This window comes from Luteimonas cucumeris, from assembly GCF_007830035.1.
In the GTDB taxonomy this organism is placed as follows: Bacteria; Pseudomonadota; Gammaproteobacteria; order Xanthomonadales; family Xanthomonadaceae; genus Luteimonas_C; species Luteimonas_C cucumeris.
Genome location: NZ_VLKN01000002.1, coordinates 1 through 15,381, shown reverse-complemented (window position 1 = coordinate 15,381; position 15,381 = coordinate 1). Strand labels below are relative to the sequence as shown.

Below are 15,381 nucleotides of genomic sequence, written 5' to 3'. Positions count from 1 at the left end.
GGTTGAGCGTGCTGGAACTGGTCAAGGCGGGCGGATGGCCGATGATCCCGCTGTTGCTGCTGACGGTGGTGGGCTTGGCGATCATCGTCGAACGTTTCTGGACCCTGCGTCGCAAGGCCGTGCTGCCGCCCGGGCTGGGCGAAGAAGTGCGCGCCTGGGCCGCGCGCGGCCGGTTGGACCCGGCCCACGTCGATTCGCTGCGCCGCACCTCGCCGCTGGGCGAACTGCTCGCGGCGGTGCTGGATGTGCGCAACCGTCCGCGCGAGGAGATCCGCGAGCGCGTCGAGGATGTCGGCCGCCACCTGGTGCACCGCATGGAGCGTTTCCTCAACACGCTGGGCACGATCGCCGCATCCGGTCCGCTGCTGGGCCTGTTCGGCACCGTGGTCGGCATGATCCAGATGTTCCTGGGCATCCTCGACCATGGCGTCGGCGACGTGAACCAGCTCGCCGGCGGCATCGGCAAGGCGCTGATCTGCACCGCGGCGGGCATGATCGTGGCGATCCCGGCATTGATGTTCCATCGCTACTTCCGCGGCCGCATCGCCGGTTACATCGTTGCGATGGAACACGAGGCGCTCGCCCTGATGGATACCCTCGATTCGCGCCCGGCGTTTTCCGCGGATGCGACGCCCGCGCCGGCGTCCGCGCCGATGGCGTCCGCGCGCGCCGGCGTGGCCTGAGCCGGGACTCGCCTCGATGCGCATTCGCGACCACCGCGCCGACGACGAACCGGAGATCAACCTGGTTCCGTTGATCGACGTGATCCTGGTGCTGATCATCTTCTTCGTGATCACCACCACCTTCGACACGCGCTCGGTGCTGCGCCTGCAACTGCCGCAGGCCACCGGTGAGCCGCCGAAGACACCGCCCAATACGCTCAGCGTGCTGGTCAACGCCGATGGGCGTTATTTCGTCGGCGACCGCGAGACGCTGCGCACCGATGTCGAATCGCTCAAGCGCAGCATCGTCGAGGTAGCGGGCGATGACCGCGACCGCCCGGTGCTGCTGCGCGCCGATGGCCGCACGCCTCACCAGGCCGTGGTCACCGCCTACGACGCGCTTGGCCAGCTCGGTTTCCGCCAGATCATGATCGCGACCGCGCCGGAGCCGCGTCGGTGAACGAGCCGACTGGTCCCTGGCCGACCTACAAGCGGCTGCTCGGATATGCGCAGCCGTACCGGCCACTGCTGGTGATGGCGATGGTCGGCATGGCCATCGAGGCGGCTGCGGGCGGCGGCTTCACCATGCTGATGAAGCCGATCATCGACGAGACCTTCGATCCCAAGGTGACGACCCTCAGCTGGCACCTGCCACTGTTCATCGTCGGGCTGTTCATCGCGCGCGGACTGGCCGGCTTCATCACCGACTACTGCATGGCGCGTGCCGGCCGCAGCGTATCGCGCGATTTGCGCAACCTGCTGCTGGGCAAGTACCTGCGCCTGCCGGGCCTGCGTTTCGACGCGGAAACCGTGCCGTCGATGCTGACCCGCCTCGGTGGCGACACCGAGCAGGTCGCACAGGCAGCCGTCGATGCGATGAAGGTGATGGTGAGCCAGGGCTTGCAGGTGATCGTGATGTTCGCGGTCATGATGATGGCCAGTCCGCGGGTGACGCTGGCGATTCTGCTGCTGGGACCGGTGCTGGCGTTCCTGATGGACCGTGTCGGCCGCCGCTATCGCAGCATCAACCATCGTATCCAGGAAGGAGCGGCCAAGATGCTGCAGAGCGCCGAGCAGGCGCTGAAAGGCCAGCAGGAGGTCAAGATCTACGGGGCACAACAGGCGGAGCTGGAACGCTACGCGGCGCTGGTGCAACGCAACCTGCAGCTCAGCCTGAAAGTCGAGACCACGCGCTCGTCGGCTTCGGTGCTGGTGCAGCTGATGGGTGCGATCGGACTGGCGGCACTGCTGCTGGTGGCGGGGCACGAAGCGGCGCAGGGGCGCATGACCGCGGGCGATTTCGTCAAGATGATGGTCGCGATGATGGCCATCATTCCGGCGCTGCGGCAGCTGACCAACGTGCAGAGCATGCTGCAGCGGGGGGTCTCCTCGGCCAACCGATTGTTCTCGGTGCTGGACCTGCAGGACGAGGCCGACACCGGCGAGCGCAAGCTCGATCGCGCCCGCGGCGTGCTCGAATTCCGCAATGTCAGCGCGCGCTACGAAGGCCAGCAGGAGCCGGCGCTGTCCGGGATCAGTTTCACCGCGCGCCCCGGTACCGTCACCGCCATCGTCGGCCGCTCCGGCAGCGGCAAGACCACGCTGATCAAGCTGATCCCGCGTTTCTATCCGCCGGAAAGCGGGCAGATCCTGCTGGACGGCTACCCGGTGGAGGAATATCCGTTGGCCGACCTGCGCCGGCAGATCGCGCTGGTCAGCCAGAGCGTGATGCTGTTCGACGACAGCGTCGCCGCGAACGTTGCCTACGGCGAACTGGCCGCGGCCGGCGAGGATGAACTGGCCGCGGCGATCCGCGGCGCCAACGCCATGGAGTTCGTCGAACGCATGCCGGAGGGCGCGGCCTCCGCGATCGGCGAAAACGGCGGCCGCCTGTCCGGCGGACAGCGGCAGCGCCTGGCGATCGCGCGCGCGATGCTGAAGGACGCGCCGATCCTGATCCTCGACGAGGCCACCGCCGCGCTCGACAACGAATCCGAGCGACTGGTGCAGGATGCCCTGCAGCAGCTGATGCCGGATCGCACGACGCTGGTCATCGCGCATCGGCTGTCGACCATCGAGCACGCCGACCAGGTGCTGGTGCTGGACCAGGGCCGGCTGGTGGAGCAGGGCACGCACAGCGAACTGATCGCACGCGGCGGCCTGTACGCGCGTCTGCATCGCATGCAGTTCCGCGAACCCGTCGACGCGATGGGCCAGGACACGGCATGAGTCGCGCGCAACAGCCACCGGCCTGGTGGTATGGCGGCGACCCGCCGCCGCTGCATGCGCGGCTCGCCTCGGGATTGTTTTCCGCGCTGGTCTCCACACGCCGTGCGCTGTACCGCAAGGGGTGGCGCCGGCAGGTTCGTGTCGCTGCGCCGGTGATCGTGATCGGCAACCTGACTGTTGGTGGCACCGGCAAGACGCCGTTGGTGATCGCGCTGGTCGAACGGCTGCTCGCCGCCGGGCGCACGCCGGGTGTGGTCAGCCGCGGCTACGGGCGCGCCGACGAGGCGAACGCGGCCTGGGTCGAACGCGACACCGATCCTGCTGTCGCCGGCGACGAGCCCTTGCTGATCGCGCGTCGTTGCGGCGTCAAGGTACGCGTCGATCGCGACCGCGTCGCCGGCGCACGCGCGCTGGTTGCTGCTGGATGCGACGTGATCGTCTGCGACGATGGCCTGCAACACTACCGGCTGGCACGCGATGTCGAGGTCGAGGTCGTCGATGGCGCCCGTCGTTATGGCAACAGCCGCCTGCTGCCGGCTGGGCCGATGCGCGAACCGCTCGAACGTGGCAGCGAATGCGACTTCCGCGTGATCAATCTTTCGAGTGCGTCCGCCACCTCTCCACGCGGCGCCGAAACCGGCTTCGGCGAATGGCCGATGCGGCTGCATTCGGACCATGTCCTGCCTTTGCTGGGCGGGCGCGCGCTGCCGCTGGCCGGGTTCGCCGGGCAGCGCGTTCACGCGGTGGCCGGGATCGGCAATCCCGAACGCTTCTTCACGATGCTGCGCGGCCACGGCATCGCGGTGGTGCCGCATGCCTTTGCCGACCACCATCGCTATGTCGCCGACGATTTCAGTTTCGGTAGCGACCTGCCGGTACTGATGACGGAGAAGGACGCGGTGAAGTGCGCGGCATTTGCCACCGAGCGGCATTTCAAGGTGCCGACCAGTGCTGAATTGCCGGAGGCGTTCTGGGTGGCGTTGCTGGATCGGGTCAGGGGTAGGGAGACGGTGCGGGAGTAGGGGCTTGTCTGGGAGATGGGACGCCTCTTTCGAAGAGCAAAGCTTCCGCCCGCTGCGCGTGCGGGTCACTTTCTCTTTCCAGAGCCAAAGAGAAAGTAACCAAAGAGAAGGGCTCTTCCCCGACAAAGCTCCCGTTGCGGTTGGGTAGTCCTCGGAGATTTTCCGACTCGCCATCCATGGCTCGGTCGGAAAACGGCGCACATCCATGTACGCCGCCCTCCGGGTCCATGGAGTTGCGATGCGGATGCTAGGTCGTGTCAAAACCTGAAAAGGCCAAGCTATAGTCCCCCGCCTAGCCGTTAGTTCCAGTCCCCATGCCCACCCCAGACTTCACTGTCGCCATTCCCGCCCGTTACGCGGCCAGCCGCTTGCCGGGCAAGCCGCTGCGAGTGCTGGGTGGTGAGCCGCTGGTTGTGCATGTGGCGCGTCGCGCGTTGGCGGCTGGTGCGCGCGAGGTGTGGGTGGCGGCGGACGATGAACGCATCGTCGAGGCCCTGGCGTCGACCGGCGTGCGCGTGGCGATGACTTCCCGCGACCATGCTTCCGGTACCGATCGCCTGGCCGAATGCGCGGGCATTGCCGGCTGGAGCGACGACACGGTCGTGGTCAACCTGCAGGGCGACGAACCGTTCGCGCCGGCCGAAGGCATCCGTGCCGTGGCCGAGCTGCTGCAGGCTTCCGGGGCCGACATGGCGACGCTGGCCGCGCACGTTGACGACGCCGGCACTCTGTTCGACCCGAATGCGGTCAAGCTGGTGCAGGCCGGCAATGGCGATGCGCTGTACTTCAGTCGCGCTCCCATTCCCTGGCCACGCGATGCGTTCGCGCAGGATCGCAGTCGCCTGCCGGCACGGGACGGCCAGCCGGCCTGGCTGCGTCATATCGGCATCTACGCCTATCGGGTCGACTTCCTGCGCCGCTTCGCGGCGATGCCGCCAGGTCGGCTGGAACAGATCGAGTCCCTGGAACAGCTGCGGGTGCTGGAAGCCGGGCATCGGATTGCCGTAGCGCTCACACCGGCGCCGTTCCCGCCTGGCGTCGACACGCCGGAAGACCTGGCGCGCGCCGAGGCGATGTTGTCTTCGTCTGCGGCGACGCAATCGGAAGGCCGCTGAATGCGGCTGCTGGTGGTGTGCCTGGGCAACATCTGCCGTTCGCCGATGGCGGAAGGCTGGCTGCAAGCGCGGATTGCACGGACACCGGCACTGGCGGGGCGAATCGAAACCGATTCGGCCGGCCTCGGCGATTGGCATGTCGGCCATCCACCGGATCCACGTGCCATCACCACGGCCGCTGCGCATGGCATCGATATTTCCGGCCAACGGGCGCGCCAGCTGCAGGCCTCCGATTTCCGGGCGGGCACCCTGATCCTGTGCGCCGATGCCGGCACGTTGCAGCAGGCGCAGCGACGCGGTGCTGCCGCCACGGTGGCCGGGCTTGAGCGGATGCTGGAATGGGCGGGGCTAGCGCCGCCATTCGACCTGCACGATCCCTACCAGGGCGGCCGTGCCGATTTCGAGGCGGTCTGGCAGCGGATCGACGCGGCTGGCGAGCGCATGATCGAGCGTCTGCATCGGGAGCTTGGCGCATAATCGCAGCATGCCTGGCAACGGACTGAACCCAGCAATGGCGACCTTCGCCCCGGAATTGACCGACCGTCTGGCCTGGCCCGGCCGCACGCAGGCCGTGCGCATGGCCGAGCTGCGCGGCGCGCCGACGCTGCTGCTGTTCGGCTGCGCCAGTTCGGCGTGGACGCGGCAGCGGCTGGACGACATCTCGCGCCTGCTGCGTCGTCATGGCGGCGCCATCAATGCCGCAGCATTGCTGGCGCCGCGCTTCGATTCCGAACGCGATCCGCGCAGCCTGCAGCGCATCCAGTCCGAGCATGCGCTGACCTATCCGGTGGCGCTGGACGCGGACTGGGTCGCGTGGCAGCAGTTCGGCATCGAATCCTGGCCGACCCTGGTGCTGCTGGATGTGGACGGGCGCGAGCGCCGCCGCGTGGTTGGGGCCGGACCGGTGGCTGAACTGGCTGAACTGATACAGGGACTGCTGGCCGAGGCGCCGCAGGCGCCGGCAAAACCGAAGCCGACGGACAGCGGCCAGCGTAGCCTTGCGCCCGAGTTGCCGCTGTCGTTCCCGACCGCGCTGGTGGTGACGGCGAACAAGCTGTACCTGGCCGATACCGGCCACCATCGCATCCTGGAGTGCGACCTGAACGGGCGGATCCTGCGCCAGTTCGGCAGTGGCGCCTATGACTTCCTCGACGGCGGCGCCAGCGTCGCCGCCTTCCGTCGCCCGCAGGGACTGGCGCTGCAGCGCGAGACGCTGTTCGTCGCCGATACCGGCAACCACGCCTTGCGTCGCATCGACCTGCTCAGCGGCGAGGTGGCCACACTGTGCGGCAACGGCGAATCGCCGTCGCAGGCCGGCACCGCAATGATCGACCAGCCCTGCGGCCTGCAGGCGTCCCCGAGCCATCTGTACGTGGCGATGTCCGGCGACAACCGCATCTGTGCCTACGACCTGTCCCGCGGCGCGCTGGAGACGATCGCCGGCTCCGGCAATTTCGCGATCAATGACGGCAGCGGCATCTTCGCCGCGTTCGCGCAGCCGACCGCGCTGGCGCTGCGCCAGGACGTGCTGTATGTGTGCGACGCGGCTGGTTCGGCGATCCGTGCGCTGTACCTGCGCGACCAGCGCGTGCAGACGCTGGTCGGGCAGGGGCCTTACGACTTCGGCCAGGTCGACGGCCCGCGCAGCATCGCGCGCCTGCAATGGCCGCGCGCGATCGCGCTGGACCCTCACGACCCGCTGTTGTGGATCGCCGATGCCGGCAACGACCGGATCTGCACCCTGCGCCTGGGCGGAGGCATGGTCAGCCAGCACAACCTGCCGCAGCGCCTGCACCATCCCGGCGGCATCGCCTGTGCCCAGGATGCATTGTGGATCGCCGACAGTGGCGCGCACGCCGTGCTGCGGCTCGACAATCGCGACGGCACCCTGCGCCACGTCCCCGTAGGCGAATGAGCCGGGCGACTGCATCCACCTTCGACGGCAAGGCCTTTGTCCGGCAGCTGAGTACGGCCCCCGGCGTCTACCGCATGTTCGCCGCCGACGACAGCGTGCTCTACGTCGGCAAGGCCGGCGCTTTGCGCAAGCGCGTGGCCAGCTATTTCAGCGCCACCCCCAAGACCGCGCGCACGATGGCGATGCTGGCCCAGGTCGCGCGCATGGAAGTCACGGTGACGCGCACCGAAGGCGAGGCGCTGCTGCTGGAAAACCAGCTGATCAAGTCGCTGAAGCCGCGCTACAACGTGCTGCTGCGCGACGACAAGAGCTTTCCATACGTATTGTTGACCCAGGAGGAATGGCCGCGGATCGCCTTCCATCGCGGCCCGCGCAACGTGCCTGGGCGTTACTTCGGCCCCTATCCTGGCGCGGGCGCGGTGCGCGACACGCTCAACCTGATGCACAAGCTGTTCAAGCTGCGCAGTTGCGAGGACAGCGTGTTCCGCAACCGCTCGCGGCCCTGCCTGCAGTACCAGATCGGCCGTTGCAGCGCGCCGTGCGTGGGCTTCGTCGAGGCCGGCGAGTACGCCGATGCTGTGCGTCGCGCAGTGCTGTTCCTCGACGGCCGCAGCGATGAACTGACCGACGAACTCAACCAGTCGATGGAAGCAGCCAGCGCGCGCCTGGATTTCGAACAGGCGGCGCGGCTGCGCGACCAGGTGCTGACCTTGCGCAAGCTGCAGGCGCGTCAGTATGTCGACGGCATGGCCGCGGACCTCGACGTGCTGGCCTGCGCCATGCAGGGCAGTGCGGCCTGCGTGCTGCTGCTGGCCTTCCGCGATGGCCGCAACCTCGGCACGCGGGCCTTCTTCCCCAGGACCAACGGCGTCGAAAGCGCGGAAGAAGTGCTGTCGGCCTTCGTTTCGCAGTACTACGCCGAACAGCCGGCGCCGCGCGAGATCGTGCTCGATCGCGACATCCCCGATCGCGAACTGATCGAGCAGGCGCTGTCCGCTTCCGGTGGCCGCCGCGTGCAGATCAAGGTCAGCGTCCGCGGCGAGCGCGCCGGCTATCTCGACCTGGCGCGGCGCAACGCGGAACTCTCGCTGGCGACCGAACTTTCCAGCCAGGCGGCGCAAGGCGCGCGTCTGGAGGCGCTGCGCGAACTGCTGGGCCTGGAGACGGCGCCGCAGCGGATCGAATGCTTCGACATCAGCCACATCATGGGCGAGGCCACCGTGGCTTCCTGCGTCGTGTTCAACGCCGACGGACCGCTGCGCAGCCAGTACCGGCGTTACAACATCGCCGGCATCGAGCCGGGCGACGATTACGCCGCCATGCACCAAGCGCTCGAGCGCCGTTTCCGCCGTGCGGTCGAGGACGATGGTGTGCTGCCGGACCTGCTGCTGATCGACGGCGGCGCCGGACAACTGGCCCAGGCGCGGGCCGTGCTGGCGGACCTGGGCGTCGATGGCGTGCGGCTGGTCGGCGTCGCCAAGGGCGAGGCGCGTCGCGCAGGACACGAGACGCTGGTGCTCACCGACGGCCGCGAGCTGCATCCGGGCCCCGATTCGCTAGGCCTGCAGCTGATCCAGCAGGTACGTGACGAAGCGCACCGTTTCGCCATCACCGGCCACCGCGGCCGTCGGCAGAAAGCGCGCAACAGCAGCCGGCTCGAGGATATTCCCGGCATCGGCCCGCGCAGACGCGCTAACCTGTTGCGGCATTTCGGCGGATTGGCCGGATTGAAGGCGGCAGGCATCGAGGAGATCGCCCGCGTCGAAGGCGTCAATGCCGCGCTGGCCGAGCGTATCTACGCCGCGCTGCACGGGCTGGAGCGACCGCAACAGGAGCCAGGCAGAGGATGAAGTTGACGGTACCGACGATGCTGACGCTGTTGCGGATCATGATGATCCCGGTGCTGGTGCTGGTGTTTTACCTGCCGTTCCGATGGACCAATTTCGCCACGGCGGCGATCTTCGGACTGGCCGCGCTGACCGACTGGCTGGACGGCTGGATCGCGCGTCGCTACCACCAGTATTCGGCGTTCGGCGCGTTCCTGGACCCGGTGGCCGACAAACTGATGGTGGCCACCGCGCTGTTCCTGATCGTGCAGGGCCACCCCACGCCCTGGATGGCGTTCTGGGCGGCGGTGATCGTGGGTCGCGAGATCGCGGTGTCGGCGCTGCGCGAATGGATGGCCGAACTCGGGCAGCGCGCCAAGGTGGGGGTGGCGGCCATCGGCAAGATCAAGACGGTGGTGCAGATGGTGGCGCTGCTGTGCCTGCTGTATTCGGTGACGCCGGAAAAACCACCGCGTCCTGAACCGTGGCTGGGCGGGCCGATTTTCCACATCGGCGACTGGCTGCTGGCGGTCGCGGCCTTGTTGACATTATGGTCGGGCCTCGCCTACCTGCGCGCGGCATGGCCGGTTTTGCGTGCCGGTGAAGGCGTGGCTGTTGACACTCCCGTACGAGACGTTAAAATTCCGCCTCTTCCGCGGGAATAGCTCAGTTGGTAGAGCGCAACCTTGCCAAGGTTGAGGTCGCGAGTTCGAGTCTCGTTTCCCGCTCCAGATCAAGCAGACCCCGGTTCGCCGGGGTTTCGTTTTATCGGGACCGTAAAGGCAGCCGTGCAATCGTGCGCCGGAAGCCATAAGCTGTTTTCCGCAGATCAAGTCACCGGCCTGGTGGCAGAGTGGTTATGCAGCGGCCTGCAAAGCCGCGTACGCCGGTTCAATTCCGACCCAGGCCTCCAGTCGCTGCGGCGCCGTCCGCATCGAGCAGAAACCCGCCACGTGCGGGTTTTTTGTTGCGCGCTTAACATGCAGCCACGCGGCAGGCATCCCGCCGCGCGATCAGGCCCGGGTGGCGAAACTGGTATACGCAAGGGACTTAAAATCCCTCGGCCGCAAGGCCATGCGGGTTCGACCCCCGCCCCGGGCACCACGTAAGACTTCTGAAAAAATGCCTGCAGACCTGTCTGCCTGCGCGGCATCGAGGATCGCTGCACGAAGGATTCACCAGGGAAAGCCTAGAGTGCGGCTACACCTCGTGTGGAGGCATTGGCTGTGGAAGAAGACAAAGACAACCCGAACGGCAACAAGCGCCCATCGGATCAGCAACGCGACGAGAAGCGCGAACAGCGCACGCAGGAACAGCGCGACAGGCAGGCGGAAGACAACCAGAAACGCGGATGAGACGACCGCGCGCACTGGCGGGCCATGTCAGCGGCTGGCCATCACCGAAGCCTGCAATGCCGCGGCGAGCGCGGCATCGCCGTTCACCAGATCTATCCATCGCAGTTCGACGCCCTTGCGTCGTCCCTTTTCGACCAGTTTGAGGCCGTCGGGATCGATGGTGAGCGTATACGGCTGGTCACCGACGACTACCTCCCGGCGTAGCGGTTTGTCGAGTCTGGTCATGGTTCGTACCTGGCATCGAGTCGGCGGCAGCATAGCGGGGCCGCATCGGCTGCCGCGTCAACGCGTTTCCGGTCACGTCCGGTGGAACTGAAAGGAGCCGTGATGGCACGCGGGACACTCAAGCTGGCGACGTACAACGTCAATGGCATCCGCTCGCGCTTGCCACACCTGCTGGCCTGGCTGGACAAGGAAGCACCTGATATCGCCTGCCTGCAGGAACTCAAGGCAATCGACGAAGGGTTTCCGATCGGGGACATCCGTGCCGCCGGTTATGGCGCGCTGTGGAAGGGACAGCGCTCGTGGAACGGCGTGGCGATACTGGCCAAGGGCGCCGATCCCGTGGAAAGCAGGCGCGTGCTCCCCGGCGACCGGGCCGATGACCAGAGCCGCTATCTGGAAGCCGCTGCGCACGGCATCATCGTCGGCTGCCTGTATCTGCCCAACGGCAATCCGCAACCGGGGCCGAAATTCGACTACAAGTTGAAATGGTTCGATCGGCTGATCCGCCATGCTCGCTCGCTGTTCGACAGCGGCCATCCGGTCGCGCTGGCCGGCGACTTCAACGTCGTTCCCACCGATTTCGACATCTACAATCCGCGTTCGTGGCTGAAGGACGCGCTGCTGCAGCCGGAAAGTCGCGAGCGTTACCAGAAGCTGCTGGCGCAGGGCTGGATCGATGCCGTTCGCGAGTCGCATCCGGACGAACGCATCTACACGTTCTGGGACTACTTCCGGCAGCACTGGCAGCGCGATTCAGGCCTGCGCATCGATCACATCCTGCTCAACAGGCAACTGGCGCCGCGATTGAAGCAGGCCGGCGTCGACCGCTGGGTGCGCGGACTCCCGAAAGCCAGCGACCATGCGCCGACCTGGGTCACGTTCAAGGCGGAGGCGGTACGCCGCCGCGCGAAACAATGATCGTTTCCGGCCAGCACGAAGAAAGCGCGCGAACCCTGAGCCGGGGCACCTGTTTCCTGTACGTGGCGCCCTGCGCCTACGAAGACATCGCGAAAGTGGGTTTCGCGCGCGATCCGCTGGTCCGCCTGCACGCGCTGCATGGCCGCTTCTACGAGTTCTTCGACCTGGATGCGGGCTACCTGATCGAAACGGATTCGGTACGCGAAGCGCGAACGCTGGAAACGCGGCTGCATCGCGCCATCGCCCTCCACAATGCGCCCGCACCGCTGGTCATCCGCGAGCAGGCCGGCGGTTTCTCTGAATGGTTCCGCGGCGCCGGCGACCCTCTGGCCGAGCAGGCGCGATTGCTGGCGGAAGAAGGCTTCGTGCACCACGCATCACTGCGGCCGTGGCTGCGGCGCCGATTGCTGACGCAGAGCGCCGCGCTCTACGCCTGGACGGACAAGGTCATCGCGGACCTGTATCAGGAGGCCGAAAATCAGGGTGTGCCCGCAACGTCGCCGACGCTGCGTCGTGTCCTGCTCGATGCGCTGGATGCCTACGTCGCGCTGGACGTCGATCTGGCGCCGCTCCTGCCACCCGAGGTGCTGCGCTGGCACCAGGCCGGCGGCCGCTTTTGACCGGGGCCGGCCGCATGGCTTCAGCAAAGCGGTCCGGGCGTCTACAGTAGTGACCTGTGCCTGACGCACGTCCCGACGACCGTGCCTGCCATGTTGATCGGCTGCCGGATCAACGAGTCGCAGGGACGTGGTGCGGGTTCTCACTTATGACGCTGGAGTTCCATGCGCGATATCGCGGAAGCCCGTATTGCCATCATCGGCCTGGGCTATGTCGGGTTGCCGCTGGCGGTTGAATTCGGCCGGACGCTCGACGTGGTTGGCTTCGACATCGATCCGCAGCGCATCGCCGAACTGCGCGAGGGCCACGATCGCACATTGGAAACCACCGCCGAGGCGCTGCGGACGGCGACGCGAATCACGCTTACGCAAAGCGTGGAAGACCTCGGCGATTGCAACGTCTACATCGTCACCGTGCCGACGCCGATCGACGCCGAACAGCGGCCCGACCTGCGCCCGTTGCAACTGGCCAGCCGCACGCTGGCGACGGTACTCAAGCATGGCGACCTGGTGATCTACGAATCCACCGTGTATCCGGGCACCACCGAGGAGGTCTGCGTGCCGCTGCTCGAAGAAGGTTCCGGGCTGCGCTTCAACACGGATTTCTTCTGCGGCTACAGCCCGGAGCGGATCAATCCGGGCGACCACAAGCGGCCACTGCCTTCGATCGTCAAGATCACGTCCGGTTCGACGCCGGAGATCGCTGCCTTCGTCGATGCGCTCTACGCCAGCATCATCACCGCCGGCACCCATCGCGCGCCGTCGATCCGTGTCGCCGAGGCCGCCAAGGTGATCGAGAACGTGCAGCGCGACGTCAATATCGCGCTGGTCAACGAACTGTCGCTGATCTTCGACCGCCTGGGTATCGACACCCTCGACGTGCTCGAAGCTGCCGGCACGAAGTGGAATTTCCTGCCGTTCCGGCCGGGCCTGGTCGGCGGCCACTGCATCGGTGTCGATCCGTACTACCTGATGCATAAATCGGAGGCCGCGGGTTATCACCCCGAACTGATCGAAATCGCGCGCGCCATCAACAACAAAGTCGGTCGTCATGTCGCCGAGCGGGTGCTGGCATTGATGGGCGAGCGCGACGTCGATCCAGCCCGTGCCAAGGTGCTGGTGCTGGGCCTGACTTTCAAGGAAAACTGCCCGGACCTGCGCAACAGCCGGGTGATGAACGTGGTCGATGCATTGCGCGAGGCAGGCGCGGCCATTGATGTCTGGGATCCCTGGGCAGATCCAGACGAAGCCGAGCACGAGCTGGGCCTGCGCCCGATGGCCATGCCGGCATCGACGGACTATGACGCGGTCGTGCTGGCGGTGGCGCACCGCCAGTTCGCGGCGATGAATCCCGTCGCGATCCGCGCGCTCGCCAAGCCCGGTGCGGTCGTGTACGACGTGAAATCGGCATGGCCGCGCGACGCGGTCGACGACAGGTTGTAGTGATGCGCTACACGGCCTACATCGCAAGCCTGATCCTGTTCGCGCTGTCGCTGCAGCAGGTGGCGGCGCATCGCGACGGGTGGTGGGGCGTGGTTGCTTTCGGATTGCTGACGGCGTTGGGCAGCTGGGACCTGCTGCAGAAGCGCAGTACGCTGCGGCGCAACTATCCGATCCTGGCGCATTTGCGCTATGGCCTGGAGTCGATCGGGCCTGAGATCCGGCAGTATTTCATCGAGAGCGACCTGCAGGAGTCGCCTTTTTCGCGCGAACAGCGGGCGCTGGTCTACCAGCGGTCCAAGCAGGCGCTGGATGTTGTACCGTTCGGCACCGAACGCGACGTGTATGGCGTCGATTACGAATGGATCAACCATTCGATGGCGCCGACGCATATCGCCTCGCACGATTTCCGCGTCCGCATCGGCGGCAACACGGCGCAGCCCTACGACGCCAGCGTGTTCAACGTCTCGGCGATGAGCTTCGGCTCGCTGTCGGCCAATGCCATCCGCGCGCTCAACGCCGGTGCCCGGCGCGGCGGCTTCTACCACGACACCGGTGAGGGATCGATTTCGCCGTACCACCGCGAAAACGGCGGCGACCTGGTCTGGGAAATCGGTTCCGGCTACTTCGGTTGCCGCGATGCGGAAGGCCGCTTCGATGAAGAGCGCTTTGCGCACAATGCGCGCGATCCGCAGGTGCGGATGATCGAGCTGAAGCTGTCGCAGGGCGCCAAGCCCGGCCATGGCGGCGTATTGCCGGGTCCCAAGGTCAGCGCCGAGATCGCGGTCACGCGCGGTGTCCCGGAAGGCGTGGAGTGCGTATCGCCGGCGCAGCACAGCGCGTTCTCGACGCCGGTGGGACTGCTGGAATTCGTCGCGCGGCTGCGCGAACTGTCGGGCGGCAAGCCAACCGGCTTCAAGCTGGCGATCGGCCATCCATGGGAATGGTTCGGCATCGCCAAGGCAATGGCGGAAACCGGATTGCTGCCGGACTTCATCGTCGTCGACGGCGCCGAAGGCGGTACCGGCGCGGCGCCAGCGGAGTTCATCGAGCATGTCGGTGTCCCGATGCGAGAAGGCTTGACCCTGGTGCACAACACCCTGGTTGGCCTGGACCTGCGCGACAGGATCAGGATCGGGGCGGCCGGCAAGATCGTCAGCGCTTTCGACCTGGCCCGAACGCTGGCGCTGGGCGCCGACTGGTGCAACGCCGCGCGTGGTTTCATGTTCGCGCTGGGATGCATCCAGTCACAGAGCTGCCATACCGATCGCTGCCCGACCGGCATCGCCACGCAGGACCCGAGGCGTTGGCAAAGGCTCGATGTGCCCGACAAGGCGACGCGCGTGTACCAGTTCCACCAGAATACGTTGCGCGCACTGCGCGACCTGCTGTGCGCGGCCGGTCTCGAGCATCCGGCGCAGCTCGGGCCGGAACACATCCTGCGCCGGGTTTCCGCGGTCGAGATACAGTCGCTGGCCACGCTGTACAGGTTTCTGCACAAGGGCGACCTGATCGGCCGTATTCCCGAGCACGCGGTGTTCCGGCACTTCTGGTCGGTATCGCGTAGCGATAGTTTCGCCGCACCCGACCTGGTGCGCGCGCTACGTGCAGGCAAGGCCATCTGAGGTGGACATGCAGGAAAACGTACAGCCGACCACGCACCTCACTCACCTGGACCGTCTCGAAGCCGAGAGCGTGTACATCCTGCGCGAGGTGGCGGCGCAGTGCCGGCATCCGGTGCTGCTGTATTCGATCGGCAAGGACAGTTCGGTGCTGCTGCACCTGCTGCTCAAGGCGTTTTATCCGGCGCGCCCGCCGATCCCGCTGCTGCACGTGGACACCGGCTGGAAGTTCGGCGAGATGATCGCGTTTCGCGACCGGCGCGTGGCCGAGACGGGCGTGCAGCTGCACGTGCACACCAACCCCGACGGCCTGGCCCAGGGCATCGGCCCGATCAGCCATGGCGCCACGGTGCACACCGACGTGATGAAGACCCAGGCGCTGAAGCAGGCGCTGGATGCGCACGGTTTCGATGCGGCCATCGGCGGGGCGCGCCG

Annotated in this window: 16 protein-coding genes and 3 tRNA genes; 18 read left to right on the top strand and 1 reads right to left on the bottom strand. The window is 66.8% G+C overall.

Annotated elements, in window-relative coordinates; all coding sequences use genetic code 11:
- The first annotated feature begins 8 nt into the window (after positions 1 to 8).
- From IP90_RS03170 to IP90_RS16900, 13 genes are all read left to right on the top strand, one after another.
- A complete protein-coding gene (locus tag IP90_RS03170; protein ID WP_144898192.1) occupies positions 9 to 683 on the top strand; it encodes a MotA/TolQ/ExbB proton channel family protein in 675 nt (224 codons plus the stop codon).
- 16 nt (positions 684 to 699) lie between these two features.
- Positions 700 to 1,122, top strand: a complete 423-nt coding sequence (locus IP90_RS03165; RefSeq protein WP_144898191.1) for an ExbD/TolR family protein — start codon at positions 700 to 702, stop codon at positions 1,120 to 1,122.
- Complete coding sequence (gene msbA, locus IP90_RS03160; protein WP_144898190.1) at positions 1,119 to 2,891, top strand: lipid A export permease/ATP-binding protein MsbA; 1,773 nt, start codon at positions 1,119 to 1,121, stop codon at positions 2,889 to 2,891. Before IP90_RS03165 ends, msbA begins: the two co-directional genes overlap by 4 nt.
- Positions 2,888 to 3,913 (top strand): tetraacyldisaccharide 4'-kinase, encoded by a 1,026-nt coding sequence (lpxK, locus tag IP90_RS03155; RefSeq protein ID WP_144898189.1) that lies wholly within the window; start codon positions 2,888 to 2,890, stop codon positions 3,911 to 3,913. Before msbA ends, lpxK begins: the two co-directional genes overlap by 4 nt.
- 314 nt (positions 3,914 to 4,227) lie before the next feature.
- Positions 4,228 to 5,028 (top strand): 3-deoxy-manno-octulosonate cytidylyltransferase, encoded by an 801-nt coding sequence (gene kdsB, locus IP90_RS03150; protein ID WP_144898188.1) that lies wholly within the window; start codon positions 4,228 to 4,230, stop codon positions 5,026 to 5,028.
- Positions 5,029 to 5,505, top strand: coding sequence for a low molecular weight protein-tyrosine-phosphatase (locus IP90_RS03145; protein WP_144898187.1), 477 nt, complete (start codon positions 5,029 to 5,031; stop codon positions 5,503 to 5,505).
- 34 nt (positions 5,506 to 5,539) lie between these two features.
- The gene (locus tag IP90_RS03140) at positions 5,540 to 6,943 is read left to right on the top strand and encodes a hypothetical protein (RefSeq protein ID WP_144898186.1); all 1,404 of its coding nucleotides are present in this window, start codon (positions 5,540 to 5,542) and stop codon (positions 6,941 to 6,943) included.
- Positions 6,940 to 8,793, top strand: a complete 1,854-nt coding sequence (gene uvrC, locus IP90_RS03135; RefSeq protein ID WP_144898185.1) for an excinuclease ABC subunit UvrC — start codon at positions 6,940 to 6,942, stop codon at positions 8,791 to 8,793. The genes IP90_RS03140 and uvrC overlap by 4 nt, the downstream gene beginning before the upstream one ends.
- Entirely contained in the window at positions 8,790 to 9,434 is a 645-nt protein-coding gene (gene pgsA, locus IP90_RS03130) for a CDP-diacylglycerol--glycerol-3-phosphate 3-phosphatidyltransferase (RefSeq protein WP_144898184.1), read from the top strand. The genes uvrC and pgsA overlap by 4 nt, the downstream gene beginning before the upstream one ends.
- Positions 9,425 to 9,500: transfer RNA gene (locus IP90_RS03125), tRNA-Gly, on the top strand. The genes pgsA and IP90_RS03125 overlap by 10 nt, the downstream gene beginning before the upstream one ends.
- A gap of 108 nt (positions 9,501 to 9,608) precedes the next feature.
- Positions 9,609 to 9,682: transfer RNA gene (locus tag IP90_RS03120), tRNA-Cys, on the top strand.
- Between the two features lie 104 nt (positions 9,683 to 9,786).
- A tRNA-Leu gene (locus tag IP90_RS03115) sits at positions 9,787 to 9,873 on the top strand.
- A gap of 122 nt (positions 9,874 to 9,995) precedes the next feature.
- The gene (locus IP90_RS16900) at positions 9,996 to 10,124 is read left to right on the top strand and encodes a hypothetical protein (protein WP_277874196.1); all 129 of its coding nucleotides are present in this window, start codon (positions 9,996 to 9,998) and stop codon (positions 10,122 to 10,124) included.
- Between the two features lie 27 nt (positions 10,125 to 10,151).
- On the opposite strand, the gene IP90_RS03110 is transcribed toward IP90_RS16900, so the two are convergent.
- Positions 10,152 to 10,349 (bottom strand): hypothetical protein, encoded by a 198-nt coding sequence (locus tag IP90_RS03110; protein WP_144898183.1) that lies wholly within the window; start codon positions 10,347 to 10,349, stop codon positions 10,152 to 10,154.
- A gap of 102 nt (positions 10,350 to 10,451) precedes the next feature.
- Between IP90_RS03110 and xth the strand changes: the two genes are divergently transcribed.
- From xth to IP90_RS03085, 5 genes are all read left to right on the top strand, one after another.
- Positions 10,452 to 11,267, top strand: a complete 816-nt coding sequence (xth, locus tag IP90_RS03105) for an exodeoxyribonuclease III (protein WP_144898182.1) — start codon at positions 10,452 to 10,454, stop codon at positions 11,265 to 11,267.
- Positions 11,264 to 11,887 (top strand): GIY-YIG nuclease family protein, encoded by a 624-nt coding sequence (locus IP90_RS03100; protein ID WP_144898181.1) that lies wholly within the window; start codon positions 11,264 to 11,266, stop codon positions 11,885 to 11,887. Before xth ends, IP90_RS03100 begins: the two co-directional genes overlap by 4 nt.
- 162 nt (positions 11,888 to 12,049) lie before the next feature.
- Positions 12,050 to 13,327 carry a nucleotide sugar dehydrogenase gene (locus tag IP90_RS03095; RefSeq protein ID WP_144898180.1) on the top strand — a complete coding sequence of 426 codons (1,278 nt, stop codon included), beginning with the start codon at positions 12,050 to 12,052 and terminating at the stop codon, positions 13,325 to 13,327.
- A gap of 2 nt (positions 13,328 to 13,329) precedes the next feature.
- Positions 13,330 to 14,949, top strand: coding sequence for an FMN-binding glutamate synthase family protein (locus IP90_RS03090; protein ID WP_199753380.1), 1,620 nt, complete (start codon positions 13,330 to 13,332; stop codon positions 14,947 to 14,949).
- 7 nt (positions 14,950 to 14,956) lie between these two features.
- The coding region (locus tag IP90_RS03085; protein WP_158635258.1) for a phosphoadenosine phosphosulfate reductase domain-containing protein at positions 14,957 to 15,381 on the top strand (425 nt) is incomplete at its 3' end.

What these genes read in the sequence shown, in the direction of transcription:
- IP90_RS03165 (WP_144898191.1), top strand. Translation starts at nt 700, where the DNA reads ATGCGCATTCGCGACCACCGCGCCGACGACGAACCGGAGATCAACCTG.
- lpxK (WP_144898189.1), top strand. Translation starts at nt 2,888, where the DNA reads ATGAGTCGCGCGCAACAGCCACCGGCCTGGTGGTATGGCGGCGACCCG.
- kdsB (WP_144898188.1), top strand. Translation starts at nt 4,228, where the DNA reads ATGCCCACCCCAGACTTCACTGTCGCCATTCCCGCCCGTTACGCGGCC.
- IP90_RS03145 (WP_144898187.1), top strand. Translation starts at nt 5,029, where the DNA reads ATGCGGCTGCTGGTGGTGTGCCTGGGCAACATCTGCCGTTCGCCGATG.
- IP90_RS03140 (WP_144898186.1), top strand. Translation starts at nt 5,540, where the DNA reads ATGGCGACCTTCGCCCCGGAATTGACCGACCGTCTGGCCTGGCCCGGC.
- uvrC (WP_144898185.1), top strand. Translation starts at nt 6,940, where the DNA reads ATGAGCCGGGCGACTGCATCCACCTTCGACGGCAAGGCCTTTGTCCGG.
- pgsA (WP_144898184.1), top strand. Translation starts at nt 8,790, where the DNA reads ATGAAGTTGACGGTACCGACGATGCTGACGCTGTTGCGGATCATGATG.
- IP90_RS03110 (WP_144898183.1), bottom strand. Translation starts at nt 10,349, where the DNA reads ATGACCAGACTCGACAAACCGCTACGCCGGGAGGTAGTCGTCGGTGAC.
- xth (WP_144898182.1), top strand. Translation starts at nt 10,452, where the DNA reads ATGGCACGCGGGACACTCAAGCTGGCGACGTACAACGTCAATGGCATC.
- IP90_RS03100 (WP_144898181.1), top strand. Translation starts at nt 11,264, where the DNA reads ATGATCGTTTCCGGCCAGCACGAAGAAAGCGCGCGAACCCTGAGCCGG.
- IP90_RS03095 (WP_144898180.1), top strand. Translation starts at nt 12,050, where the DNA reads ATGCGCGATATCGCGGAAGCCCGTATTGCCATCATCGGCCTGGGCTAT.
- IP90_RS03090 (WP_199753380.1), top strand. Translation starts at nt 13,330, where the DNA reads ATGCGCTACACGGCCTACATCGCAAGCCTGATCCTGTTCGCGCTGTCG.